Genomic DNA, 23,444 nt, shown 5'->3' with positions numbered 1-23,444 from the left:
TGCTCAGTCCTCGGAATCCTCTTCGTCCCAGAAACCGCTCTCCTCGAGCATCTCGATCACGTAGTCGGCGCTTTCGGCGATGTGCTCTTCCATGAGAGTCCGCGCCTTGCGCACGCTGCGCTTGCGCAGAGCCTCGACCATGAGCGGGTGCTGCTCCCGGGTCGAGCTGACCCGGGACTCCAGCGAGGCGTAGAAGCGGTTGGGCATGTGCTTGACGATCCCCGCGAGCAGCAGCGCCAGGCGGTGCGAGCCTGCGGCGAGGTTGATCTCGCGGTGGAAGGCGTGCCCGAGGTCGGCGATCAGGTCCTTGTCCCGGGCCTTGACCGCCTTCTCCAGCTCCTTGATGATCGCTTCGAGCTTGGTGATCTGCTCGGGTGTGATGTTCTTGGCCGCGCGCGCGGCGAGCTCCCCCGCTAGCTTGGCCTGGGCCCAGAACAGGTCGCGGACGTCCTGCCTGGTGAAGGGGGCGACGATGAAGCCGCGGCGGGGGACCAGCTGGACGAAGCCCTCGTTGTGCAGGGTCAGCAGTCCCTCGCGGACCGGGGTGTTGCTGACGCCGACAGCTTCGGCGATGGGCTCCATGCGGAGGAAGTCGCCCGGCTTGAAGTGCCCGGACATGATCTGCTCGCGGACGTAGCTCGCCACCTCGTCGGGCAGCTGCCGCCGCTTGTTCCCGCGGACTGCGACCAGGTCGCTCGCAACCGACATCCTCACTCCAGCTTCTCGAGGGACTGCCGGAACATTATATACCCGGAGTTACTGGCGCGTACGGCACATAGCGCGGTGAGTCGCCGTCGGCGAGTGCGGTGCTGCGCGCGTACCGCCTGGTTGTGCTGTCGGCTACCACGGGTGCAACCAGAGGTAAATACTGAACATTATATATTTTAGGGGGTACTGTTCTGGTTTGCCGACGGCACGCGGTGCACGAACACAGCGGCCGATCCAGCAGCGCACGAGAAGGAGACCAGCAGTGCTCGACAAGTACCAGGATTTCTCGGCGTTGACCTTCGAGAGCCACCAGCCAGGGGTGCTGGAGGTCGTGTTCAACGCTCCGAACCTCAACGCCGTGGACGCCACCGCGCACGCGCAGCTTCCGCAGATCTGGCCCGTGATCGACGCGGACCCGGAGGTGCGCGCGGTCGTGGTGCGGGGTGAGGGCAAGGCGTTCTCCGCGGGTGGCAGCTTCGACCTCGTCGAGGAGCAGATCGCCGATTACGTGGTGCGGATGCGGGTGCTGCGCGAGGCGCGGGATTTGTACTACAACATCCTGGCTTGCAATAAGCCGATCATCTCCGCCATTCACGGCCCGGCAGTGGGGGCTGGTCTGGTGGTCGGGTTGATGGCGGACATCTCGATCGCCGCGCGGACGGCGAAGATCGTTGACGGGCACACCAGGTTGGGGGTCGCCGCTGGTGACCATGCCGCGTCCGTGTGGCCGTTGCTGTGTGGCATGGCGAAGGCCAAGTACCTGTTGCTGACTTGCCGCAAGATCACTGGCGAGGAGGCTGAGCGGGTCGGTCTGGTGTCGCTGACCGCCGACGAGGACGAGCTGCTGCCGACTGCCCGCGAGATCGCTGGGGAGCTCAGCGGCGGGGCGCAGGATGCGATCCGGTGGACGAAGTACTCGCTCAACCAGTGGTACCGGCAGGCGGGTCCGATTTTCGATGCCTCGCTGGGGCTGGAGTTCCTCGGTTTCGGCGGTCCGGACGTCGTTGAGGGTGTGGCGTCCTATCGGGAGCGACGCGCCCCGAACTTCCCCGGCCCAGCGACCGCCTGATGGGACTCGGCCTGCATCGCCGTGCACTGCGCGATGAGGGCGAGTTGAAGCCCTGCGCAGTCGGGGACCGCCGGATTCGCGGTCGGTGGACATTCACCTGGAACGGAAGCGAGATCTCACCTCATGCAGCACATCCCCTCTGTCGAAGCGGCTGTCGCGCGTCTGATCACCGAGCTGGAATTCGACGAGCTCCCGGCCGGTGCGGTGCGGGGCGCACGGCGGCTGATGCAGGACCAGTTGGCCGTCCAGATCGGGTGCGCGGACCTGTCCTGGAGCCAGGTGGTGCTGAACCTGACGCGGCGGCAGCACGCTGCGGGCGCTGCGCGGGTCACGGCCTCCGGTGACGCGATGAGCGCTGCGGACGCGGCGTTCGTGAACGCGACCTTCGGGCATGGTTTCGAGTACGACGACGCACACCGGGCCAGTTCGAGCCATCCCGGGAGCTGCGTGGTGCCCACCGCCCTGGCTGTGGGGGAAGAGATCGGCGCGTCGCTGCGCGAGGTGCTGGCGGGCATCGTCGCGGGCTACGAGGTCTACACGCGCATCGGTGTGCTCGCCGCGCCGGAACTGCTGGAACGCGGCTTCCACCCGCACGCGGTGCTGTCGAACTTCGGAGCCGCAGCGGTGGTGGCGAAGATGCGCGGCTTCGACCTGGAGCAGACCGTGCACGCGCTGTCCATCGCGATGAGCCACTGCTCGGGAACCACCGAGTACACCTCGTCGGGCGGTTCGGTGAAGCGTGTGCACGCGGGGATCGGCACGCGCAACGGCATCCGGGCTGCTGAGATGGCCGAGGCGGGTCTCACCGGCCCGGTTGGTTTCTTGACCGGTGGCAAGGGTTTCTTCCGCGTCTTCGCCGGACGCGAAGTGGGGGAGGACGCAGCGGATTCCTTCGGGCCGGGTGCGCAGTTCGAGATCGAGCGGCTCTGGATCAAGCCGTACTGCTGCTGCGGTATCAACCACGCCTACATCGACGGTGCGCGGCAGCTGGCCGGTTCGCCCGACCAGGTCGAGTTGATCGAGCTGGGGATCCAGACCGGCGGCAACATCATCGTCGGCAATCGCAACGTGAACGCCTACGCACCGAAGAGCATCGAGAACCTCCAGTACAGCCTGCCCTTCCAGTTCGCCCTGTCGATGTTGGGGCGCGGCAACGGCTTCACCACGCACCACGACTACCTGACAGGGCGGCTGGACCTGTCCGATGGCGGCGAGATCGCCGAGCTGGCCAACCGCATCCGCATCACGCCCGACCCGGAGCTCGACACCGCGCACCCCGGCAAGTGGGTCGCCGACATCACCGTCACCTACCGCGACGGGCGCAGCGAGCACCTGTTCGTCGACAACCCGCTGGGCACAGCGGAGAACCCGATCTCGCAGACCGACCTGGACGCGAAGTTCCGAGACCTGACGGTCTCGACCATGGGTGCCGACCGAAGTGAGGAGCTTCTCCGGACGATCACCGACGGCGACCCCGACCTCCCAGTTTCGACCCTGGTCGACCTCCTGGTGCTCTGACCGGCTCGTGAGTGCTGACGGCGGCGTGGAACCAGTTCGCTGCAATTGCCGCCAGCGCGGCGGCCGGATCGGCGGGGGCGCGGCGAAATTGGGCGGCTTGCGCGCATCGCGACGGCGGGGAGGCGGTCCGGAATCCGGATCCGGCGACTCCCCGCCGTCTTCCACTCATGTGTCCGTTGTGGACTTGGGCGTGGTCAGCCCGCCATGTAGCCGCCGTCCACGACGAACGAGCCGCCGGTGGCGTAGGACGCGCGGTCGGACAGGAGCCAGCAGACCATCTCGGCGATGTTTTCGGGCTGGCCGAGGGCGCCGGAGGGGATGCGGGACATGATGGTCGAGCCGCCGCGAGCCATCGCGTCCTTCATCAGGTCGGTGTCGGTGTACCCGGGGCACACCGCGTTCACCCGCACGACGGGTGCGTACTCGATGGCCGCGGTCTTGGTCAACCCGATGACGCCGTGCTTGGCCGCCGAGTAGCCCGCGGTGGTCTTGAAGCCGGCGAGGCCGGCCAGCGACGCGGTGTTCACGATGGTCCCGTGGCCCTGGGCGACCATCTGCTCGAGCTCGGCGCGCATGCACCGCCAGACCCCTTTGAGGTTGACCGCCAGCACCAGGTCGAAGGCGTCCTCGTCCCAGTCGGCGACGAGCTTTCCGCCCTGGCCGACCTGCCCACCGCTGACACCGGCGTTGTTGAACGCGCCGTCGATGCGGCCGTAGTGGTCGATGACGGCGGAGAACATCGCTTCGACGGAATCCCCATCGGTGAGGTCGGCGGCTGCTGCGAAGGACTCTCCGCCCGCGTCGCGCACCAGCTGCGCCGTCTTCTCGGCACCCTCCGCAGATACGTCGGTCGCCGCGACCTTTGCGCCTTCCGCGGCCGCCAGCAGGCATGTCGCGCGACCGATCCCGCCGGCAGCTCCAGTGATGAAAACGACCTTTCCGTCCAGCAATCCTGACATCTCTGTCCTCTTCCTGCTTCTGAAGTGTTTTGGGGAGATGGCACGCGTTCAGGTGCTGTGGGCTGGGGCATCGCACCGGCGCCCCCGAACGCGTGCCGTGGGGGCGGATCAACCGAGGCGCGAGGGGGCCCAATCGCGGGTGGGGGAGCGCCAGGCCGGCCAGTTGTCCGCCGGCTCGGGCCGGGTCACTGACAGGTGGGTGAAGCAGTCCTGGCACTTCACCACCATCCGCGGGCCCTGGTAGTTCGCCACCGGGTAGCGGGCGATGTTCGTACCGCCGCAGGACGGGCAGCTGGCATCCACCGGGGTCCGCTCCACCGAGACCCGCGGGGTCTCCGGGCGCGGGAAGAGCAGTCGGTCGAGTGACATCGGAGGTCTCCTTCTCAGATGGTCCAGGTCAGCGGTGCGGCGGTGGGTACCGACCAGCGCCCCTGCTCGCGGAGCGCGGCGAGCTCCGCGCGGCGCTCCGCAGTCGCGCTGCGATCGATGTGGTCCCCGGACAGGACGGCTCCATACGCCTGGGCCGCGAACTCCGCGCTGCACAGGCCGTTGCGCACGTCTTCCTCGAGGCGATCGAGGTCGCGCAGCAGCGGGTCTCCCCAGCCGCCGCCCCCGCCGATGATGAACCGGAACGCGTCGCCTGCCTTGAGGACGAGACCGGAGATCTTGCCGGTGCGGTAGCGGGCACCCTTGCAGAACTCGCCGCCGTTGGGATCGGGCCTGCCGTCGTCGTCGAACATGCCGAACAGCGGTTCCAGCCCCCGAAGATCGAGCGGATCGGAGTGCCGTTCGAGGTCGAAGTCCGGGATGTACCAGCCGAACGCGGGCGCACCGGATCCAGCTCCGGCGGCGCCGGGCGCACCGGTGCGGACGCGGTCGCAGGTGACGGTGACCATCGTGTCGGACTGGGCGGTCAGCGTGTACACCGAACCCAACCCGCCCCGGTACTGACCGGCGCCGGCCGTGTCGAGGACCATCTCGTGCTGCGCGACGATCAGCGGGCTCTCGATCTCGACGTGCTCCTGCACCGAAGTGCGGCAGTTGCCGATGGGCGTCACGCAGAAGGAGACGCCGTCTTCCTTCCACGTACCGCCCCAACCGCCGCCGGTGAGCGCGAAGGCACCCCACGGCGTGCCCTCGTGCCCGGGCCGCGTGTCGATCCCGCCGAGGCTGATGACCAGCGCGGTGCCCGTGTCGCAGGCGATCGAGCGGTCCCCGACGGCTTCGCTGAGCGCGCTCGCGACGGCGTTGATGCACCGCGGGCCGATGTCGGCGTGGTTGGAGCAGCTCGACGGCGGCAGCACGCACACCACGCTGCCCTGGGGGAGGATGGTCTCGATCGGGCGCAGCGTGCCGCTGTTGACCGGAGTGCTCGGGTCGACCATCAGCTTCACCGCTTCGATGCACCGCACGGCCTCGCACCAGGCTGTGCCGCAGTTGCCCAGCGGCTGCCTGCCCGACCCGGAGAAGTCGATCTCCATACTGTCGCCGCGGACCTTCACGGTGACCCGCACCGGGATCGGTTCGTCGGTGATGCCGTCGTCGTCGAGGAAGTCCTCCACCGTGTAGTCCCCGTCGGGCACGGCCGCGATGCCCCGGCGCATGCTCTGCTCGGTGGCTTCGATGGCGTACCGCCCGGCGGCCTTGACCTTCTCCAGGCCGCCGCGGTCGATGAGCGCCCGCAGCTGCCGCTCACCCACCACCAGGCAGCCGTAGAGCGCCCGGAGATCGCCGAGTACCAGGTGCGGAACCCGGTTGTTCTCCAGCAGGAAGTTGAACAGCGGCCGGACCGGGACGTCGTTGGCGTACAGCAGCGTCGGTGGCAGCTTGAGCTGCTCCTCGAAGGCGGTCTGCGTGCCGTTGGAGAAGCCGCCGGGGATCGGGCCGCCGAGATCGACCAGGTGGGAGGTCGAGTGCAGGATGAACTCGACGCGCCCGTCCACGAACACCGGCCGCAGCAGGTTCACGTCGGACTGGTGGATGGTCCCGCGCCACGGGTCGTTGACGAAGATGACGTCACCGGGCTGCATCGAGTCGACGTCGAAGTCGTCCATCGCGAAGTTGACGATGTGCGGGGAGGTGAAGGCGTGCTGCATGCAGCCCTCCCACTGGGCCACGGTCTCCCACCCGTCGCCGCTGTGCACGTGGATCGCGGTCGTGCAGTCCAGGATGTCCCGGCACACCGGGGAGAAGGCGCTGCGCATCAGCGCGTCGTTCATCTCCCGGGCGACCTCGATCAGGCCGTAGCGGAGGATGTCGAGCTCGAACTCCGCTGGAGTGCCGGTGGTTTCAGCTGAGATGGTCATGGTGGTCGCTCCTCAGCGGTCGCTCTCGATGATCAGCAGGCCGTGGTCGTCGACGTGCGCGCTGCGGCCGGGCAGCACCAGCGTCGTGGCGAACTTCTCCGCCACCAGCGCCGGACCCGCGACGCGCTCGCCGGGCTGGAGCCGCTCCCGGACGTGCACCGGTACGTCCACCCGTTCACCGGTTCCCGGTACGCGCACCGGTCGGTGGCCGAGGAGCGACTCTCCCGGTTCGGGCACCGCCGCGGGCACCTTGTGCGGGCGGGGGAGGACTGCCGTGACCTCGACGGTGGAGACCACCACGGGGATCTCGGTCGCGGAGAACCCGTAGGAGTCCTGGTAGAAGGCGTGGAAGTCGGCGGCGATTGCGTCCGCGGACTCCGCGGTGACCGGACCGCTCGGGATGGGCAGCCGGTTGTCCCAGGTCTGGCCCCGGTACATCGCGAACACGGCGCGGTCGAACATCAGCCCCTCGACGTCCACGCCCTGCGACACCAGGTCGTCGGTGAGCTTGCGCTCCAGTGCGGTGAAACCTGCCTCGATGTCCTCGGCGTTGTCCGGCAGCAGCGGGATCATCAGCGATTGCGCGCTCGTCGCGCGCAGGTCGCTCTGCAGCAGGCCCAGCGCCGAGAACTGGCCCGGCGTGTTCGGCACCACGACGCTGTCGAGGCCGAGGATCTGCCCGACCCGGTCCGCCAGCATCGGTCCGGCCGAGCCGAAGGGCAGCAGCCCGAACTCGCGGACGTCGAGCCCGCGGTAGACCGAGATGGTGCGGATCTTGGCCGCGATGTCCTCGCACGCCACCTGGTAGGCAGCTGCGGCGAGCTCGTCGGCGGACATGTGCCACCGCCTGCCCGCTTCGGCGAGGGCGGCGCGCGCGACGTCGACGTCGGGGTGGATCTTGCCGTTGGCGAACAGGTCGGGCTGCAGGACTCCGAGCACCAGGCACGCATCGGTCAGGGTCGGCTCGGTGCCGCCCCGTCCGTAGCAGACCGGGCCGGGGTTGGAACCTGCCGAGCGCGGCCCGACGGCGACCTGGCCCAGCGAGTTCGGCGCGATGATGCTGCCTGCGCCGGAACCGACGCTCTCCACGTCGACCAGCGGCAGTGTGAGGGTCAGGCCCGTTTCGAGCGTCCACAGGTCGGTCAACGGGGTCTGGGCCCCGACGATGGCCGCGACGTCCGTGCTGGTGCCGCCCACGTCCATGGTCAGCAGGTCGGTGCGGCCCGACTCGCGGGCGAGCTGGATGGTGCCGGTGACACCGCCGACCGGGCCGGAGACCAGCTGGAAGACCGGTGCCTTCCCGGCAGCCTCGTAGGTCGCCACCCCGCCGTTCATCATCATGATCCACAAGGTGCCGCCGAAGCCCGCGGTGTCCAGCGCCGCCGACAGCCGTTCCAGGTAGCCGACCACGGCTGGGCCCACGTAAGCGTCGAGCGCGACCGTCGTCGTCCGCTCGTGCTCCTTGGAGACGGGGTAGAGCTGGGACGTCTGGATGTAGGCGTCCGGGAGCTCTTCGGCGAGGATCTCGGCCGCGCGCCGCTCGTGGTCGGCGTTGCGGTAGGAGTTCATGAAGCAGACGCCGACCGCCTCGACACCGCGGGCGGCGAGCTCCTTCCCGGCCGTGCGAACGGCTTCTTCGGACAGCTCCACCCGTACGGAACCGTCGTGGAGCACCCGTTCCGGCACTCCGATGCGGTTCTGCCGCGCGACCACCGGCCGCTCCTGGTGCGGGCGCAGCCAGGTGGGGTCGTAGAACCGGTTGCCGAACTCGCGGTGCATCCGGCCGACGTCGAGCAGGTCGCGATGCCCCTGGGTGGCCAGCAGCCCCGTCGTCGCACCGGCCCGGCTGAGCAGCGCGTTGATGCCGACGGTGTGCCCGTGCACGATCTCCGCGACTTCCGGCACCGATACGTCGATCGCGGAAATCGCTTGCAGCACACCGATTTCCTGTTCCTTCGTGGACAGCACCTTGCCGTCGCGGATCTCGCCGGTCGCCCGGTTGAGTCCGATGATGTCGGTGAACGTTCCGCCGACGTCGATGCCGACCAACCAGTCGACGGAGCCTCTTTGCTCAGTCACCTCACGCCTCCGCGGTCATCCGTGCGTGCGATCAGATTCCGCCACCGAAGCCGGGAATCCCGGTCGGTGGTCGATGTGTCGCAGGTCATTCTGCGGAGGCGGTCCGAGCCGGGGCGTCCTCAAAAGGTCCGAGATCGTCTCCGACCTTCGGACAGGTCTGCGACGCCGGCCGTCCGCGAGCGGTGTCGAACACGCGGTACATCGACACCTGCCGACTAGCCGAGGTGGTTGGGCGGTGAAGGGTGCGGGAAGCGGAGAGGTCAGCGAGTTCGGCGCAGCCAGCGTGAGATCGCTTCGGCGCGGCTGGCGGCGTCGAGCTTGCGCAGGACGTGGGTGACGTGGGACTTCACGGTGCTCTCGGAGATCAGCAGATGCCGGGAGATGTACCGGTTGGAGTGCCCGGCGGCCAGGAGCTCCATCACCTCGGTCTCCCGTGCCGTCAACGGCACGTTGTCGTCCGGTGCCGCAGGTGACATGGGGTCGGGTGCCGTTGGGGGGTGCGTCATGAGCTGGTCGACGCTGTCGCGCAGGGCGGTCAAGCCCGCGAGCATGCTGAGCCGGCCCAGCGAGTGACTGAGACCCTCGGCCATCAGCGACAGCATCGTCTGGTCCGTCGCGTCGAGGTCGCGGCGCTGGTGGTAGCAGTCGCCGTGGAGGAGTCCGACGACCTCGCCGTGCACGGTGAGCGGTGCGATGCCGTACGAGGCCGACCTGGTGACCCGGATGAGATTGCGATCTACCCGGTCGCTGTTCTGCGCGTCGAATACCAGCGACGGCTGGGCTCGGGTGACGACATCGGCCTCGACGAGGCCGCCGTCGAGCTGCGGCGGGTGGGCTTTGCCAGCGGCCACGATCTCCTCGGCCCACCGGGGTTCGCGGACGACGCACATCGTGTGCAGCTTCCAGACCGAGTTCTCGACCTGGGAGACCAGGACCCGGTCGAAACCCAGTCGGCACCCGGCCTCGGGCACCCGGCTCAAGAAGTCGTCGACCGTCCGCGCTTCGCGAACCGAGGCCAGCGCGTCCGCGACCCGGCGCAGATCGGTCCGCCCCTGGCTGATCCGGGCTTCGGCCACTTCGGACTCGATGCCACGAATGCGCCCGAGGAGTTCGAGCAGTTCCACCTGCCGGGTGGGCGAGGTGGTGCGGTCCTGTGCGCAGCGCAGCGTCTCGCTCAGTACGGCGTTCCAGAGCCGACTCAGCACCGCCCTCACCGCGCTCGCCGGTGAAACTTCGCCATCCGGCTGCGGGACGTCGGCGTCGAGCGCGGTCCGCACCTCGGCGTACAGTTCGCGGAGCTTGCTTCTCAACGCGGGACCGATGTCGGGATCACGGCTGAGTGCCGGAAGGCCGGCCACCCGGTGACGGAGCGGCATCTGCTCGAGTTCCATCGTCCACCTCGACATCCCACGACGTGCGGAGTCGCCGAGCCCGGGCATTCCGGTGCTGGGCACGACCCCGAGCCGCAGCGAACGAAGAATAATATATATTCTGAGTCGCCGAGGCAACATTCGAACACCGGAGTGCTGTCCGGGTGTGATCACCCCGTCGATGGCATCGGCGTGCGATCGGCAACTTGAATCTTCTGCAGTGCTGCCCCGAGCCTCGCTCTCCGGCTCGCCCGGCCTCAGTGCTGTTGACGAGCCGTAGTGCACATGAAATATTTTATTCGACTGGCATGGCAAATGTGCGGCCGCGAGATCCGTGACTCGGCCGGCCCGGTCGGGCGTTGCGGCTCCGCCGTGGCCGAGCGCATTGATGGTTTGCCGCTGTCGGGAATTCTCACTCGGCTCGGGGCGATTCAACCCGCTCATGGCGGAACTGGCCCGTTGCTGATCCATTCGAACCTCAATTCTCCTCGGAGGGAGACGGCATGACTGCGATTGCGCCGATGCGAGAAGCCGCGTGCTACATCGACGGGAAGTGGTGGACGGGGGAGGGTGCGGAGATCCGGTCCGTCGACCCCTCCACCGGGAAGGAGATCGCGGTCTCCCCATCCGCCTCCGCGGCGCAGGTCGCGGCTGCGACCTCGGCGGCGCGACGCGCGTTCGAAGGCGGAGAGTGGAGCAGGCTCGGGCCGCGGGAGCGCAGCGACCTGCTGCACCGGCTCGCGGACTTGATGGAAAGAGACCGGGACGAACTCGTGCGCCTGACCGCGATCGAGGTCGGTTCCCCGCTCAGCGGCGCGAGCCTGCACGTGGACGGTCCGATCAAGGTCTTGCGGTGGTACGCCGAAGCGGCGCGGCGCGGGCCGAAGGACGGGTGGGAGCAGCACCTCCCCCTGCACCACGACCCCATCACCTCCAGCAGCATGTTGCTGCGTGAGCCCGCAGGCGTGGTCGCGGCGATCACCGCTTACAACGTCCCGCTCGTGCTCGCCGCGTGGAAGCTGGGCCCGGCGTTCGCCGCCGGTTGCCCAGCCGTCCTAGTTCCGTCGCCGAAGGCCGTGCTGTGCACGACGGCCCTCGTGAAATTGATCGAGGAGGCCGGTTTCCCGGCAGGCGCGGTGAACCTCGTGTTCGGGCCGCCCGCCGTCACCGAGCAGGTGGTCGGCGCAGCCGAGGTCGACATGGTCAGCTTCACCGGCTCGGCGGCAGTGGGCAGCAAGATCCTGTCCTTGGCTGCGCCGTCGCTGAAGAAGGTTCTGCTGGAGCTAGGTGGGAAGTCGCCGAACATCCTGCTGCCCGGCACCGACGTCGAGGCGACGGTCGGGCCGTCGGTGCTGCGCTTCTGCCGCAACGCCGGGCAGGCCTGCGGAGCGACCACGCGGACGCTGGTGCCCGAGTCCGACTTCGACGAGTTCGTGGCGAAGGCCGCTGCGTTCATGGGCGGGCTCGTCGTCGGCGACCCGCACAGCTCGGACACCATGATCGGGCCGTTGATCACCGCTGAGCACCACAGCAACGTTTCCGGCTACCTGGCGCGCGCTGTCGACCAGGGTGCCGAAGTGGTGACCGGCGGTGGCCGCCCGGTGGGCCTGGACGAGGGGAACTTCCTCGAGCCCACGCTGCTCACCGGGGTCGACAACGACGACGAGGTCGCCCAGGAGGAGCTGTTCGCACCGGTGGGCGTGGTGATGCCGTACCGCGAGGTCGACGAGGCGATCCGCATCGCCAATGACTCCAGGTACGCGCTAAACGCCAACGTGTGGGGGCCGACGGCCGAGGCGATCTCCGTCGCCCGCCGCATCCGCTCGGGCACCGTCACCGTCAACGGTGGTGGTGGCAGGCGGGACGACGCTCCGTGGGGCGGCCCTGGCTACAGCGGCATCGGCCGGGAGTGCGGCGAAGAGGGGTTCCGCGAGTTCTTCGAGGTCAAGCACGTGCAGTGGCCGCTCTGACCGAGCGAGTAGGCGGGCGGGGTGCGCACCCCGCCCGCTTTCAGCGCGTTTCGTCCGGGACGGCCCACAGGGCGCGTTCCTCGATCATCTTGATGACGCCGTCGGCGCCGACCAGGATGTGGTTCTCTGCGATCGACCGCGCCCGCTCCGGATCGTGATCGCGCAGTGCCTCGATCAGCTCCGGGTGGTCGTGGCTGGTGGTGGCCACGCGGCCCTCCAGCGAGGTGTAGAAGCGGTTCGGGAGGTGGTTGACCACCGCACCGAACAGCAGCGTCAGCCGGCGCGAATCCGCAGCCAGGTTGATGGCCCGGTGGAAGTCGTGGCCGAGGCTGGTGATGCGGTCATGGTCACCGGCCTCGACGGCCTCGTTGAACGCCTCGTTGATCTCCACCAGTCCGGCCAGCTCTTCCGGGGTGATCCGACGCGCGGCCCGCGCGGCCAGCTCGCCGGCGAACTGGGCCTGCGTCCAGAACATGTCGTGCACGTCCTGCCGCGAGACCTGGGCTACGACGAAGCCCCGGCGGGGGACCAGTTGGACGAAGCCCTCGCTGCGGAGGGCGAGCAGCCCCTCGCGAACGGGGGTGTTGCTGACGCCCAGGGCTTCGGCGATGGGTTCCATCCGGAGGAACTCGCCTGGCCGGGCCTGCCCGGTCATGATCAGCTCCCGCACGTAGCTGGCCACCTCCTCGGGCAGCTGCTTGCGCCGGGTTCCGCTGCCCCGCAACGGGTTCGAGTGGTCGGCCATACCTGTCGCCTCCCGGTTCAGGTTGAATACGTCATGCGCAACATCTGAACTGCTGTGACCCCGGTGGCGGGCCGCTCCGGCAGGACGGCTTGGCCACGCGTCGCGAAGCGGGGCGGGGTGCGGTCAGGGCACCAGCACGACCAGCATTTCGGCCACGCACGCTGGTTTCGCCGCACCTTCGAGATCGACGGTGTAGTGAGTGGTCAGGGTGGCCCCGGTCGCGCTCTTCTGGAGGTCGGCGAAGGTCGCCCTGGCCCGCAGCGCGGACCCGACCGGGACCGGGGCGGGGAAGCGGACCTTGTTCAGCCCGTAGTTGATCCGGGCGGTGCCGAAGTCGAGCGCGAACAGCTGCTGGCCGAAGTGGGGGAGCAGCGAGAGGGTGAGGTAGCCGTGCGCGATGGTGCTGCCGTACGGACCGCTCGCGGCGCGTTCGGGGTCGACGTGGATCCATTGGTGGTCGCCGGTGGAGTCGGCGAACGCGTTGATCCGTTCCTGGGTGATCACCAGTGGTTCGGTGGGGCCGAGTTCTTCGCCGAGTGCGGCCTCGACCTCGCCGAGGGATGTGAAGGTGCGGGGCATGGGGTGCCTTTCTCCTGTTGCGGCCGCCAGAAGGGGGTGGTCCCGGGGCACTGCGCCGGCCCCGGGACCGCGGGTCACATGAAGCGTCCGCCGGTGACTTCCAGGACGGTGCCGGTCATGTAGGACGACAGGTCCGAGGCCAGGAACAGGGCCACCGAGGCGATCTCGGAGACCTCCCCGGCGCGACCCATCGGGATCTCGACCATCTTCTGGTCCCAGGCCTTCTGCGGCATCGCCTCGGTCATCGCGGTGCGGATCAGGCCGGGCTGGATGGCGTTGACCCGAACCCCGTGGTGGGCCATCTCTTTGGCAGCGGCCTTGGTCAGGCCGACGATGCCGGCTTTGGCGGCCGAGTAGTTGGTCTGACCGACCATGCCGACCTTGCCGGACAGCGACGAGAGGTTCACGATCGCCCCGCGCTTCTGCTCGCGCATGATGGCCGAGGCCTTGCGGGTGCCGTTCCAGGTGCCCTTGAGATGCACGTTGATGACCTGGTCGAACTGCTCCTCGGTCATCTTGCGCATCGTCGCGTCGCGGGTGATGCCCGCGTTGTTGACCACGACGTCCAGGGAACCGAAGGAGTCGACGGCGGTCGCCAGCAGTGCGTCCACATCGGACTCGACGGTGACGTCGCAGCGAACGCCCCGGGCGACCCGCAGGCCGCCGAGCTTCTCGGCTGCGACCTCGGCCGAGATTCCGTCGACGTCGCCGAGCACCACGCGAGCACCTTCGGCGACGAAGCGCTCGGCGATGGCGTAGCCGATGCCCTGGGCTCCTCCGGTGATCACCGCAGTGCGCTCGTTCAGCAGTGGCTGTGACATGTCAGCTCCGTTCCTGGCGTCAGATCTTGTTGCGGGCGATGAGCTGCGCCGCGATCACGTTGCGCTGGACCTCGTTGGTGCCTTCGCCGACGATCATCAGCGGTGCGTCGCGGAAGTAGCGCTCCACGTCGAACTCCTTGGAGTAGCCGTAGCCGCCGTGCACGCGGATCGCGTCGAGGGCCACCTGCATCGCCGTTTCCGAGGCGAACAGCTTCGCCATCCCGGCTTCCATGTCCGTCCGGTCACCGGCGTCCAGCCGTTCGGCGGCATCGAGGGTGAGCAGCCGGGCGGCCTGCATCTTGGTGGCCATGTCCGCGAGCAGGTTCCCGACGGACTGGTGCTTCCAGATCGGCTTGCCGAAGGACTCCCGCTCCTGGGCGTACCGAACGGCCGCGTCGAGCGATGCCTGCCCCACGCCGAGCGCGCGCGAGGCGACCTGGATGCGCCCGACCTCCAGGCCCCGCATCATCTGCGACCAGCCCTGGTGCGGTGTCCCGCCGAGCACGGCGTCAGCGGGTACGTGCATCGAATCGAAGACCAGCTCGCAGGCCTCCACACCGCGGTACCCGAGCTTGGGCAGCTTCTTGGAGATGGTGAGACCGTCACCGGGCTCCACCAGGAGCACGCTCATGCCGCGGTGGGCGGGCTTGGCCTCGCGGTCGGTGATGCACAGCAGGCCGATGAGACCGGAGTGCGCCGCGTTGGAGATCCACGTCTTCGACCCGGTGATCGACCATCCCTCGCCGTCCGGCACGGCATGGGTGCGCATGGCCTGCAGGTCGCTGCCGCCGCTGGGCTCGGTGAGCGCCATCGTGGCGCGGATCGTGCCGTCGGCCATCGCGGGGAGGTAGCGTTCGCGCTGCTCCGGCGTACCGAAGGTCTTGATCAGGTAGGTGATCACCGAGTGGCCGCCGATCGCCCCGGCCAAGCTCATCCAGCCCCGCGCGAGCTGTTCGGTGATCTGCGAGAAGCAGGCGGTGCTGACGTCGACACCGCCGTGCTCCGCGGGTGCGAGCAGCCCGAAGAAACCGAGCTTCTTCATCTCGTCGATGAACTCGGCGGGGTAGATGTCGTCCTCTTCGAACTCGCGCACCCGCGGGCGAACCCGCTCGTCCACGAACTCGGAGACGAGTGCGACCATCTGCTGCTCATCCGGGCTGAGTTTCATCGGGGATTCCCTTCTTCCGCCTGTCGGAGGACGCGTCGTGCCCGGTCCACCACCGGCTTGTCGATCATCTGCCCGCGCACCGCGACGACGCCGCCCTGCGCGGCAGCGTCGACGACTTCCCGCGCCCAGCGCTGTTCGTCGTCGGTCGGGCGCAGCGCAGCGGTGGTCGTGGCGACCTGCTTCGGGTGCACGCAGAGCTTTCCGGTGAACCCGAGGAGCCGCGCGTGCCGGACGTCGTCCACGAGGAGTTCGTCGTCGTGCAGGTCACCGGTCACTCCGTCGACCGGCCCGGGAAGTCCCACGGCGGCCGACGCGAGCACCAGCGCGCTCCGGGCGGCGGCGAGCGCTTCGCGGTCTCCCGGAGCGACGCCCAGCTGGGCGGCCAGGTCGAAGCTGCCGAACGCGAGGCGCTGCACCGCAGCCACGCGCCCGATGTGCCGGGCATCCAGCACACCCTGCGCTGTCTCGATCAGCGCGATCAGCGGCGAGGTGCCGAGCGCGTCGGCCACGCCCCGCACTGTCTCGGCGTCCTCGGCCTTCGGCAGCATCACCGCGCAGCGCTGCTGCGCGAACGCGGCCAGGTCCGCCTCGTGCCACTCGGTGCCGGGAGGGTTGATCCGCACCGCGCATTCGTGGTTTCCGGCAACCCACTCGGCCACGTGGACACGGGCCTCAGCTTTGCGGTCGGCCGCGACCGCGTCCTCCAGGTCCAGCACCACCAGTCCGGCGCCGGATGCGGCGGCCTTGGTGAAGCGTTCCGGCCTGTCTCCTGGAACGAACAGCAGCGTCGACGTGTCCCGCACCTTCTCCGCGAGCGCGCTCATGCTTTGCGCCGTTCGGCTCGGACCAGGCCCCCGCCGATGATGAGCCGCTGGATCTCGCTGGTGCCTTCGTAGAGCCGCAGGAGGCGCGCGTCGCGGTAGATGCGCTCGACGGGGACTTCGCGCATGTAGCCGGAGCCGCCGTGGACCTGGACGGCGAGGTCGGCGACCTTGGCGAGCATCTCGGTGCAGTAGAGCTTGGCGACCGACGGGCTGATGCGGCGGTCCTCACCGCTGACGTAGCGCTGGGCAGCGTCGCGGACGGTCGCGCGGCCGGTCATCACGCCGGTCTGCTGGTCGGCGAGCATGGCTTGGACCAGCTGGAACTCCCCGATGGGGGTGCCGCCCTGGGTGGCAGTGGCGGCGTAGACGACGGACTCGTCGAGGGCGCGCTGCGCGCTGCCGACGGCCAGGGCGGCAATGTGCACGCGGCCGCGGGCCAGCGAGGTCATGGCGGCGCGGTAGCCGTCGTCCTCGTTGCCGCCGACCAGGGCTTCGGCGGGGACGCGCACGTCGGTGAAGGTGACGTCGGCGGTCCAGGCGCCTTCCTGGCCCATCTTCTTGTCCTTGGTACCGACTTCCAGGCCAGGGGTGTCGGCCGGGACGAGGAACACGGCGATGCCCGGCCCGGTGTCGTCGGCTGGGCGGGTGCGGGCGAAGACGACGAACAGGTCGGCCAGCGGAGCGTTGGTGATGAAGCACTTGCTGCCGTTGATCACCCAGTCCTCGCCGTCGCGGACGGCTTTGGTGCGCAGTCCGGCGGGGTTGGAGCCGGCGCCGGGTTCGGTGAGGGCGAAGGAGGCCACGACCTCGCCGGAGGCGATGCGCTCCAGCCAGGTGGCCTTCTGCTCGTCGGTGCCGAAGTTGACCAGCACCTGGCCTGCGATGCCGTTGTTGGTGCCGAACATCGACCGCAGGGCCAGGGAGGTGTAGCCGAACTCCATGGCCAGCTCGACGTCTTGGGTGAGGTCCAGGCCGAGCCCGCCCCACTCCTGGGGGATGGCGTATCCGAACAGACCCATCTCCGCGGCCAGCTTGCGCAGGTCGTCGGGGATGGCGTTGGTGTCCATGATCTCCTGCTCGCGCGGCACCACCTTCGTGCGGACGAAGTCCCGCACGTGCGCCAGGATCGGTTCGAAGTCCTCGGGGCTCACAACTGCCATGTCAACACCATCGACTCTTCTATCCATAATGTAAAATATTTTATCCTGAACGTGTCTTGTATCACACCGCTCTGTCGGAGAGTGCTCCGGCCTGGCCTGTACGGCCTACGAGTTCCGCGAGCGTGCTGCTTGTCCGTCGAGGACGTCGGTGGTGAGGAACTCGAAGAGGTGAGTGGCGAAGATGTCGTTGTCGTCGCCCGCGATCATGTGTCCGGCGGTGACCTCGACGGCGCGTGCGGTCGGGACGAGTTCCAAGAGCTCCGCCACGGCCTCCGGTGTCACGAGGTTGGACTTGTTGCCCCGCACGACCAGGGTCGGGGCGGTGACCTTGCGCGCGGCCGTGTTCAGCCGCGCGGTGGTCTCGTCAAGGTCGGTCTCGGCGTAGCGGAGGAACGCCGGGTCCCAGTGCCAGTACCAGCGCCCGTCGGCGTGCAGCCTGAGGTTCTTCTTCAGGCCCTCCAGATTGCGCGGACGCCTTCGGCTCGGGTTGTAGGCGTTGATGGCCTCGGCGACTTCTTCCAGCGAGGCGTACCCGTTGGGGGCGCTGGCCATGAACTCCCGGACCTCCGAGCGCCCGGACTCCTCGGTGCGGGCCGCGATGTCGACCAAGACCAAGCCCGAGATCGAGTCCGGGTGGTCGCCAGCGAGAGCCAGCGAGGCACGCCCGCCCAGCGAAGCCCCGATCAGCACAGGTGGGTGGTCGCAGTCCCGTGCGATGCCGTGGACGTCCCCGGCGAAGTGGTCGAGCGTGTAGGAGCCGTCGGGGGATCGGTCGCTGTCGCCGTGCCCGCGGGCGTCCACTGCGATCGCGGTCCAGCCCCGGGAAGCCAGGACCTGCGCAGTGCGTGCCCACGAGTGCCGCGTCTGACCGCCACCGTGGAGTAGCAGTACTGTCCCGAGTGAGTCCCCCGGTTCTTCTGGCTCCCACCGGTCGGCCACGAGCTTGATGCCGTCCAGCCCGCGGAACTCCACGCGGACACGCGGATCATCGGCCACCACGGTGAATCCTCCATCCGATGTGGTTCGAGATTTCCCTTTGAGGGAAGGAGAAAGACCAGTGCGCAGCGGTTCGCCCGGCGACTTCGGGCCTCGGTTCTGCACCTAGTGCAACGTAGCACAATATATTATTTTCGGCTCTGCTTGTTCGCAGATCAAGGGAGATCATTCGATGCGCACCCGCGGAGCGATCATTCGGCAGGCACCCGGCGAACTCGAGGTCGTCGACCTCGATGTGGACGACCCCCGGCCGGACGAGGTCCAGGTCGAGCTCGTCGCGTCCGGCCTCTGCCACTCCGACGACCACCACGTCAAGGGCGACATCCCGGTCGGCACGTATCCCTTCGCCCTCGGGCACGAAGGGGCCGGCATCGTCACCAAGGCCTTCCCCAACAGCAAGGGCATCGAGGAAGGTGACCACGTCGTGTTCACGGCGATCCCGGCGTGCGGGCACTGCCGCTGGTGCGCCACCGGCAGGCAGGGCCTGTGCGACCTGGCCGCCGGCATCCTGGCCGGGCCGCGCTTCACCGACGGCACCTACCGGCTGCACACCGAGGACGGCACCCCCGTCGGGCAGATGTGCGGCATCTCCACCTTCGTCCGGACCACGACCGTGTCGCTGGGCTCGGTGGTGAAGATCGACCAGGACATCCCGCTGGACAAGGCGTGCCTGGTCGGCTGCGGGGTCAGCACCGGCTGGGGATCGGCGGTCAACTCCGCGGAGGTCGAGCCCGGTGACACGGTGATCGTGATGGGCATCGGCGGCATCGGCGCGAACGCCCTCCAGGGCGCCATGCACGCGGGAGCGGAGAACATCATCGCGGTGGACCCGCTGTCGTTCAAGCGGGAGCAGGCCGCGGTGTTCGGCGCGACGCACGCCGTCGCTTCGATGGAGGAGGCCACCGAGCTCGCCAAGCAGTTCACCAACGGCCAGGGCGCTGACTCGACGATCATCACCGTGGGGGTCGCCAGGCCCGAGTACGTCGCGCAGGGGCTGGCTTCGGTCCGGAAGGCGGGTACCTGCGTGGTGACGTCGGTGGGCGACCAGGCCGAGATCGGCGCGCCTATCTCGATGTTCGAGCTGACGCTGCACCAGAAGCGGCTGCAGGGTTCGGTCTTCGGGGCCACCAACGGCAACTGGGACATCAAGCGGCTGCTGAACCTCTACCGCGACGGTCTGCTGAAACTGGACGAGCTGGTCACGCGGAGCTACACCCTGGACGAGGTGGGGCAGGGCTACCGGGACCTGCTCGACGGCAAGAACATCCGGGGCATCATCCGCTTCGACTGAGCCGACGAGGTGGCCCGCGCGCCGAAGCCGGCGCTCGGGCCACCTCGCGATCGGGGTTCAGCAGCCGTTGGTGACGACCGGCTGGGCATCGGCCGAGGTCGGCTCGCCGTCGGCGAACAGGACTCCTCTGGCGAGCAGGTCTTCGATGCGGTCCTCGTCGCAGACCTCGGCGGCGATCTCGCGGGTGTGCTGCCCGACCCGCGGGGCGGCGCCGTCGCGCTCGGGCCGCACGCCGTCGAACCGCCACGGCGGGCGCAGGAGGTGGAGACCGTTCTCCTCCGGCTCCGGTTCGAGCATTTCGAGCCACTTGACCTGCGGGTGCTTGACGTAGTCGGCCATGGTCAGCACCGGGGCGAAGGGCACGTCGAACTCCGTCAGCAACTTCTCCCACTCGTCCAGCGGTCGCTTGGCGAATTCCGCCTTCACAGTCTCCACGAGCTCGAAGTAGTTCGCCTCGCGCGCCCGGTAGGCCGAGAACCGCTCGTCCTCGGCCAGGTCCGGGCGGTTCATCGCGCCGCACAGGCTGCCCCAGAACTTCTCGGACGAGGACAGGTGGACCACGAGGAACTCTCCGGACGCGGTCTCGAGGCAGAAGTTCTGAGCCTGCGGGTGCCGGGTCTGCCGCGTGGGGTTCACTCCGGTGTCGTAGTACTGGGCCAGTGCGTCGGCCGCCAGTGTGCTCATCGCTTCCATGAGCGAGGTGTCCACGCGCTGCCCGACTCCGGAGCTGAGGCGGCCGACCAGCGCGGCCAGCACGCCCGTCGCCGTGGACAAGCCGGTGACCAGGTCGGCGATGATGGTTCCGGACAGCTGGACGTCCCCATCGTCGCTGAGCACGGAGTACATGCCGCCGAAGGCCTGGCCGATGGTGTCGTAGGCCGGGCGGTTCTCCAGAGGACCGCCGTTGCCGAACCCGGTGACCGAGCCGTAGACGAGGTCGGGCCGGAGCGCCTTGCACTCCTCCGGGCCGAGGCCCAGGGCGGTGACTTTGCCGGGCCGCATGTTCTCCAGCACGACGTCGAACCGGGGGATGAGCTCCTTGACCAGGGCAACGCCTTCGGGAGTCTTGATGTCGACGGACAGGCTCCGCTTGCCGGCGTTGTGCTGGGCGAAGTAGGGGCTCTGCTCGTTGGCGAGGCGCCGGAAGTCATCGCCGTTGACGGTCTTCTCCACCTTCACCACCTCAGCGCCCAGCGCGCACAGCAGGGAGGTGGCGTAGGGCAGGGATATGTAGCCTCCGAGCTCCAGGATCCGAATGTCCTTGAGGGGCTTGTGCTGCATCCGTGACCTCGCTCCGTTGGGATGGCCTATTCGATTATCCCATACTATGTAAAATATATTCGAAGGCAATGGCTCGAATCGGACGGATCCGCGCCGGCTTCGGATTTCCGTATGCATTCAGCACCGCTGCTCGCGCATTCTTCACCTGACGAGTCGTGATCGCCAAGTGTCCAATCCTGCGCGAGGCGCGAGGCGCGAGGCGAGCGCCAGGGGGCTGGCGACTCCGTTTCTTCCGGTGGCTGCGACTGCCTCCGCTCGGGGTGCAGGCGTCTTGACTGGCGCGGCGCGGCCGGTGTAAACATTATATATTGTGCATCGCGGCAACGTCGGGTCGCTGGCGCTTCCCGGTGGGGCGTCGGGATTCCTCGTGCCGCGTGCGCGGAGCGGTTCGAGGACTTCGGAGGCTCCGGTCACCAGCCCCCACGAATGCAGAGGACGTCTGACATGCCTGGTCTTTACTTCGAGGAGTTCGAGCCCGGCGCGGTGATCGAGCACGCGACGCGGCGTACGGTCACCGAGGCCGACAACGTGCTGTTCAGCACGCTGACGTTGAACCTGGCGCCCCTGCACCTGGACGCCGAGTACAGCAAGGACAGCATCTACGGGCAGCGGCTGGTGAACAGCCTGTTCATCCTGGGGCTGGTCTCGGGCATCACGGTGCCGGACACCACGCAGGGCACGACGTTGGGCAACCTCGGCTTCGGCGAGATCAAGTTTCCCAAGCCGGTGTTCCACGGCGACACGATCCACGTGCGCACCGAGATCCTGAGCAAGCGGGAGTCCAAGAGCCGCAACGACTCGGGAATCGTGCAGTTCCGGCACTACGGCATCAACCAGCGCGACGAGATCGTCTGCACGGCGGACCGCGCCGGGCTGATGCTCAAGCGCCCCGCCGCTGCCGCCTGAATCCGCGGCTCCGGACAGCGCATTCCAGGGAAACTGCAGAAGGAGAACGATGACCTCCACCGAAGAGAGCAACGTCGAGGTCGTGCGCAAGGCGACTCGTGAGCTCGCGCGGAAGTTCGACTACGAGTACTGGCTGGAGAAGGACCGCAAGCACGAGTACCCGTGGGAGTTCGTCAAGGCCTTCGCCGATGGTGGTTGGCTGGGCGCGATGATCCCGGAGGAGTACGGCGGGATCGGGCTGGGCCTGGCCGAGTCGGCGGTCATGATGTCGGAGATCGCTGCCTCCGGCGCCGGGATGAGCGGCGGCTCGGCGATCCACTTCTACGTCTTCCCGCCCGCGCCGATCCTCAAGCACGGCTCGGAGGAGATGAAGCGCAAGTGGCTCCCCAAGCTGGCCAAGGGCGAGATCCTGATGGCCTTCGGCGTCACCGAGCCGACCGCGGGTGTGGACACCTCCCGGATCACCACCAGGGCCGAGAAGATCGACGGCGGCTGGGTGGTCAACGGTCAGAAGGTGTGGATCACCAACGCGCAGAACGCGCACAAGATCCTGCTGCTGGCGCGCACCTCGCCGCGTCGCGAGGACAAGCCGCTGCACGGCATGACCCTGTTCTTCACCGACCTGAACCGGGACCGGATCACGGTCCGGGAGATCGAGAAGCTGGGCCGGGCCTCCATCGACTCCAACGAGCTGTTCATCGACAACCTCGAGGTCAGCGATGACGAGGTCGTCGGTGAGGTGGACAAGGGCTTCTACTACCTGATCGACGGCCTCAACCCCGAGCGCGCCGTGGTCGGGATGGAAGGCATCGGCCTCGGCCGGGCCGCTCTGGAGCTGGCCACGAAGTACGCCAACGACCGCGTCGTCTTCGACCGCCCGATCGGTAAGAACCAGGCGGTCGCGCACCCGCTCGCGGACTCGTGGATCCGGCTGGAAGCCGCCGAGCTGATGGCGATGAAGGCGGCCGAGCTCTTCGACGCGAACCAGCCCTGCGGCCCAGAATCGGCCGCAGCGAAGTTCCTGGGTGCCGAGGCAGGCTTCGAGGCGTGTGACCGCGCGCTGTCGACCCACGGTGGTTACGCCTACGCCAAGGAGTACCACGTGGAGCGGCTGTGGCGTGAGGTCCGCCTGTTGCGCAACGCGCCGTTCTCGCAGGAGATGGTGCTCAACTACGTGTCCTCGAAGGTGCTCGGACTGCCCCGCGCCTACTGATCGCGGGCATCGACGCGGGGAACGGCCCAGATGCGTTCGGGCTGGGCCGTTCCCCGCACTCAACGGGCCTTACCTCGTCGGAGGCCAAACCATCCGCATCCGATCTCGGACAGCTGTCAGCACCGGCGCCGGGAGGGGAGTCGGCGCAGAAAGGCGTTACTGGAAATGAACATCGTCGTCCTGGTCAAGCAGGTGCCCGACACGTATTCCGAGCGGAAGCTCACGGATGCGGATCACACGTTGGACCGCGAATCGGCCGATGCGGTTTTGGATGAGATCAACGAGCGCGCCGTGGAGGAAGCGCTGCTGATCAAGGAGGCGCAGGGCGGTGAGGTGACTGTCGTGTGCATGGGTCCGGACCGTGCCACCGACGCGATCCGCAAGGCGCTGTCGATGGGTGCCGACAAGGCGGTGCACCTGTCTGATGAGGCGCTGCACGGCACCGACGCCCCGGCGACCGCTCGGGCGCTGGCGAAGGCGA

21 protein-coding genes are annotated in these 23,444 nt (G+C 68.3%); 7 read left to right on the top strand and 14 right to left on the bottom strand.

All coding sequences use genetic code 11. The annotated features are described in order from the left end of the window. Nucleotides 1-3: 3 nt before the first annotated feature. Nucleotides 4-708 (bottom strand): GntR family transcriptional regulator, encoded by a 705-nt coding sequence (locus OU415_RS01420; protein ID WP_270946643.1) that lies wholly within the window; start codon nt 706-708, stop codon nt 4-6. A 262-nt stretch (nt 709-970) separates the two neighbouring features. On the opposite strand from OU415_RS01420, the gene OU415_RS01415 reads away from it, so the two are divergent. Together OU415_RS01415 and OU415_RS01410 are read left to right on the top strand one after the other, a co-directional pair. Beyond that, a complete protein-coding gene (locus OU415_RS01415) occupies nt 971-1,777 on the top strand; it encodes an enoyl-CoA hydratase/isomerase family protein (protein WP_270946642.1) in 807 nt (268 codons plus the stop codon). A gap of 123 nt (nt 1,778-1,900) precedes the next feature. After that, nucleotides 1,901-3,295 carry an MmgE/PrpD family protein gene (locus tag OU415_RS01410; RefSeq protein WP_270946641.1) on the top strand — a complete coding sequence of 465 codons (1,395 nt, stop codon included), beginning with the start codon at nt 1,901-1,903 and terminating at the stop codon, nt 3,293-3,295. A 194-nt stretch (nt 3,296-3,489) separates the two neighbouring features. Here OU415_RS01410 and OU415_RS01405 read toward each other — a convergent pair whose 3' ends face one another. The 5 genes from OU415_RS01405 to OU415_RS01385 form a co-directional block, all read right to left on the bottom strand. Next, on the bottom strand, nt 3,490-4,254 hold the full coding sequence (locus OU415_RS01405) for an SDR family NAD(P)-dependent oxidoreductase (protein WP_270946640.1): 765 nt from the start codon (nt 4,252-4,254) through the stop codon (nt 3,490-3,492). A 108-nt stretch (nt 4,255-4,362) separates the two neighbouring features. Beyond that, on the bottom strand, nt 4,363-4,623 hold the full coding sequence (locus tag OU415_RS01400; RefSeq protein WP_270946639.1) for a hypothetical protein: 261 nt from the start codon (nt 4,621-4,623) through the stop codon (nt 4,363-4,365). A gap of 14 nt (nt 4,624-4,637) precedes the next feature. Continuing rightward, nucleotides 4,638-6,560: a hydantoinase B/oxoprolinase family protein gene (locus OU415_RS01395; protein WP_270946638.1), complete on the bottom strand. Its 1,923-nt coding sequence runs from the start codon at nt 6,558-6,560 to the stop codon at nt 4,638-4,640. 12 nt (nt 6,561-6,572) lie between these two features. Continuing rightward, nucleotides 6,573-8,639, bottom strand: coding sequence for a hydantoinase/oxoprolinase family protein (locus tag OU415_RS01390; RefSeq protein WP_270946637.1), 2,067 nt, complete (start codon nt 8,637-8,639; stop codon nt 6,573-6,575). A gap of 260 nt (nt 8,640-8,899) precedes the next feature. Next, on the bottom strand, nt 8,900-10,480 hold the full coding sequence (locus OU415_RS01385) for a LuxR C-terminal-related transcriptional regulator (RefSeq protein WP_270946636.1): 1,581 nt from the start codon (nt 10,478-10,480) through the stop codon (nt 8,900-8,902). Between the two features lie 32 nt (nt 10,481-10,512). Between OU415_RS01385 and OU415_RS01380 the strand changes: the two genes are divergently transcribed. After that, entirely contained in the window at nt 10,513-11,979 is a 1,467-nt protein-coding gene (locus tag OU415_RS01380) for an aldehyde dehydrogenase family protein (RefSeq protein ID WP_270946635.1), read from the top strand. A 40-nt stretch (nt 11,980-12,019) separates the two neighbouring features. On the opposite strand, the gene OU415_RS01375 is transcribed toward OU415_RS01380, so the two are convergent. The 7 genes from OU415_RS01375 to OU415_RS01345 all read right to left on the bottom strand — a co-directional run bounded on the left by OU415_RS01375 (nt 12,020) and on the right by OU415_RS01345 (nt 18,275). Beyond that, the gene (locus OU415_RS01375; RefSeq protein ID WP_270946634.1) at nt 12,020-12,724 is read right to left on the bottom strand and encodes a GntR family transcriptional regulator; all 705 of its coding nucleotides are present in this window, start codon (nt 12,722-12,724) and stop codon (nt 12,020-12,022) included. A gap of 123 nt (nt 12,725-12,847) precedes the next feature. After that, nucleotides 12,848-13,303, bottom strand: a complete 456-nt coding sequence (locus OU415_RS01370) for a MaoC family dehydratase (RefSeq protein ID WP_270946633.1) — start codon at nt 13,301-13,303, stop codon at nt 12,848-12,850. A gap of 74 nt (nt 13,304-13,377) precedes the next feature. Then, a complete protein-coding gene (fabG, locus tag OU415_RS01365) occupies nt 13,378-14,124 on the bottom strand; it encodes a 3-oxoacyl-ACP reductase FabG (RefSeq protein WP_270946632.1) in 747 nt (248 codons plus the stop codon). Nucleotides 14,125-14,143: 19 nt separating this feature from the next. Continuing rightward, nucleotides 14,144-15,292 carry an acyl-CoA dehydrogenase family protein gene (locus tag OU415_RS01360; RefSeq protein ID WP_270946631.1) on the bottom strand — a complete coding sequence of 383 codons (1,149 nt, stop codon included), beginning with the start codon at nt 15,290-15,292 and terminating at the stop codon, nt 14,144-14,146. Further along, nucleotides 15,289-16,116 (bottom strand): HpcH/HpaI aldolase/citrate lyase family protein, encoded by an 828-nt coding sequence (locus tag OU415_RS01355; protein ID WP_270946630.1) that lies wholly within the window; start codon nt 16,114-16,116, stop codon nt 15,289-15,291. The genes OU415_RS01360 and OU415_RS01355 overlap by 4 nt, the downstream gene beginning before the upstream one ends. Continuing rightward, nucleotides 16,113-17,276, bottom strand: coding sequence for an acyl-CoA dehydrogenase family protein (locus tag OU415_RS01350; RefSeq protein ID WP_270946629.1), 1,164 nt, complete (start codon nt 17,274-17,276; stop codon nt 16,113-16,115). Before OU415_RS01350 ends, OU415_RS01355 begins: the two co-directional genes overlap by 4 nt. Nucleotides 17,277-17,381: 105 nt before the next feature. After that, nucleotides 17,382-18,275, bottom strand: a complete 894-nt coding sequence (locus tag OU415_RS01345; protein ID WP_270946628.1) for an alpha/beta fold hydrolase — start codon at nt 18,273-18,275, stop codon at nt 17,382-17,384. 169 nt (nt 18,276-18,444) lie between these two features. Between OU415_RS01345 and OU415_RS01340 the strand changes: the two genes are divergently transcribed. Then, nucleotides 18,445-19,563 carry an NDMA-dependent alcohol dehydrogenase gene (locus tag OU415_RS01340; RefSeq protein WP_270946627.1) on the top strand — a complete coding sequence of 373 codons (1,119 nt, stop codon included), beginning with the start codon at nt 18,445-18,447 and terminating at the stop codon, nt 19,561-19,563. Between the two features lie 57 nt (nt 19,564-19,620). Here OU415_RS01340 and OU415_RS01335 read toward each other — a convergent pair whose 3' ends face one another. Continuing rightward, nucleotides 19,621-20,844 carry a CaiB/BaiF CoA transferase family protein gene (locus OU415_RS01335; protein WP_270946626.1) on the bottom strand — a complete coding sequence of 408 codons (1,224 nt, stop codon included), beginning with the start codon at nt 20,842-20,844 and terminating at the stop codon, nt 19,621-19,623. A gap of 444 nt (nt 20,845-21,288) precedes the next feature. Between OU415_RS01335 and OU415_RS01330 the strand changes: the two genes are divergently transcribed. The 3 genes from OU415_RS01330 to OU415_RS01320 form a co-directional block, all read left to right on the top strand. Beyond that, nucleotides 21,289-21,750, top strand: a complete 462-nt coding sequence (locus tag OU415_RS01330) for a MaoC family dehydratase (RefSeq protein WP_270946625.1) — start codon at nt 21,289-21,291, stop codon at nt 21,748-21,750. A gap of 49 nt (nt 21,751-21,799) precedes the next feature. Further along, nucleotides 21,800-22,963 (top strand): acyl-CoA dehydrogenase family protein, encoded by a 1,164-nt coding sequence (locus OU415_RS01325; protein ID WP_270946624.1) that lies wholly within the window; start codon nt 21,800-21,802, stop codon nt 22,961-22,963. Nucleotides 22,964-23,128: 165 nt separating this feature from the next. Then, nucleotides 23,129-23,444 (top strand): electron transfer flavoprotein subunit beta/FixA family protein (locus tag OU415_RS01320; protein ID WP_408641763.1); only part of this gene is annotated, 316 nt, incomplete at its 3' end.

This window comes from Saccharopolyspora oryzae (assembly GCF_027853915.1).
GTDB classification, from domain to species: domain Bacteria; phylum Actinomycetota; class Actinomycetes; order Mycobacteriales; family Pseudonocardiaceae; genus Saccharopolyspora; species Saccharopolyspora oryzae.
Note: the sequence above shows the minus strand (reverse complement) of the source record. Positions and strands in the feature narration are given on the sequence as shown.

Bases quoted from the DNA above. Each gene is read 5' to 3' on its own strand.
- OU415_RS01410 (WP_270946641.1), top strand. From the start codon at position 1,901: ATGCAGCACATCCCCTCTGTCGAAGCGGCTGTCGCGCGTCTGATCACC.
- OU415_RS01350 (WP_270946629.1), bottom strand. From the start codon at position 17,276: ATGGCAGTTGTGAGCCCCGAGGACTTCGAACCGATCCTGGCGCACGTG.
- OU415_RS01325 (WP_270946624.1), top strand. From the start codon at position 21,800: ATGACCTCCACCGAAGAGAGCAACGTCGAGGTCGTGCGCAAGGCGACT.
- OU415_RS01330 (WP_270946625.1), top strand. From the start codon at position 21,289: ATGCCTGGTCTTTACTTCGAGGAGTTCGAGCCCGGCGCGGTGATCGAG.
- OU415_RS01380 (WP_270946635.1), top strand. From the start codon at position 10,513: ATGACTGCGATTGCGCCGATGCGAGAAGCCGCGTGCTACATCGACGGG.
- OU415_RS01340 (WP_270946627.1), top strand. From the start codon at position 18,445: ATGCGCACCCGCGGAGCGATCATTCGGCAGGCACCCGGCGAACTCGAG.
- OU415_RS01375 (WP_270946634.1), bottom strand. From the start codon at position 12,724: ATGGCCGACCACTCGAACCCGTTGCGGGGCAGCGGAACCCGGCGCAAG.
- OU415_RS01385 (WP_270946636.1), bottom strand. From the start codon at position 10,480: ATGGATCAGCAACGGGCCAGTTCCGCCATGAGCGGGTTGAATCGCCCC.
- OU415_RS01420 (WP_270946643.1), bottom strand. From the start codon at position 708: ATGTCGGTTGCGAGCGACCTGGTCGCAGTCCGCGGGAACAAGCGGCGG.
- OU415_RS01360 (WP_270946631.1), bottom strand. From the start codon at position 15,292: ATGAAACTCAGCCCGGATGAGCAGCAGATGGTCGCACTCGTCTCCGAG.
- OU415_RS01335 (WP_270946626.1), bottom strand. From the start codon at position 20,844: ATGCAGCACAAGCCCCTCAAGGACATTCGGATCCTGGAGCTCGGAGGC.
- OU415_RS01400 (WP_270946639.1), bottom strand. From the start codon at position 4,623: ATGTCACTCGACCGACTGCTCTTCCCGCGCCCGGAGACCCCGCGGGTC.
- OU415_RS01395 (WP_270946638.1), bottom strand. From the start codon at position 6,560: ATGACCATCTCAGCTGAAACCACCGGCACTCCAGCGGAGTTCGAGCTC.
- OU415_RS01405 (WP_270946640.1), bottom strand. From the start codon at position 4,254: ATGTCAGGATTGCTGGACGGAAAGGTCGTTTTCATCACTGGAGCTGCC.
- OU415_RS01370 (WP_270946633.1), bottom strand. From the start codon at position 13,303: ATGCCCCGCACCTTCACATCCCTCGGCGAGGTCGAGGCCGCACTCGGC.
- fabG (WP_270946632.1), bottom strand. From the start codon at position 14,124: ATGTCACAGCCACTGCTGAACGAGCGCACTGCGGTGATCACCGGAGGA.
- OU415_RS01355 (WP_270946630.1), bottom strand. From the start codon at position 16,116: ATGAGCGCGCTCGCGGAGAAGGTGCGGGACACGTCGACGCTGCTGTTC.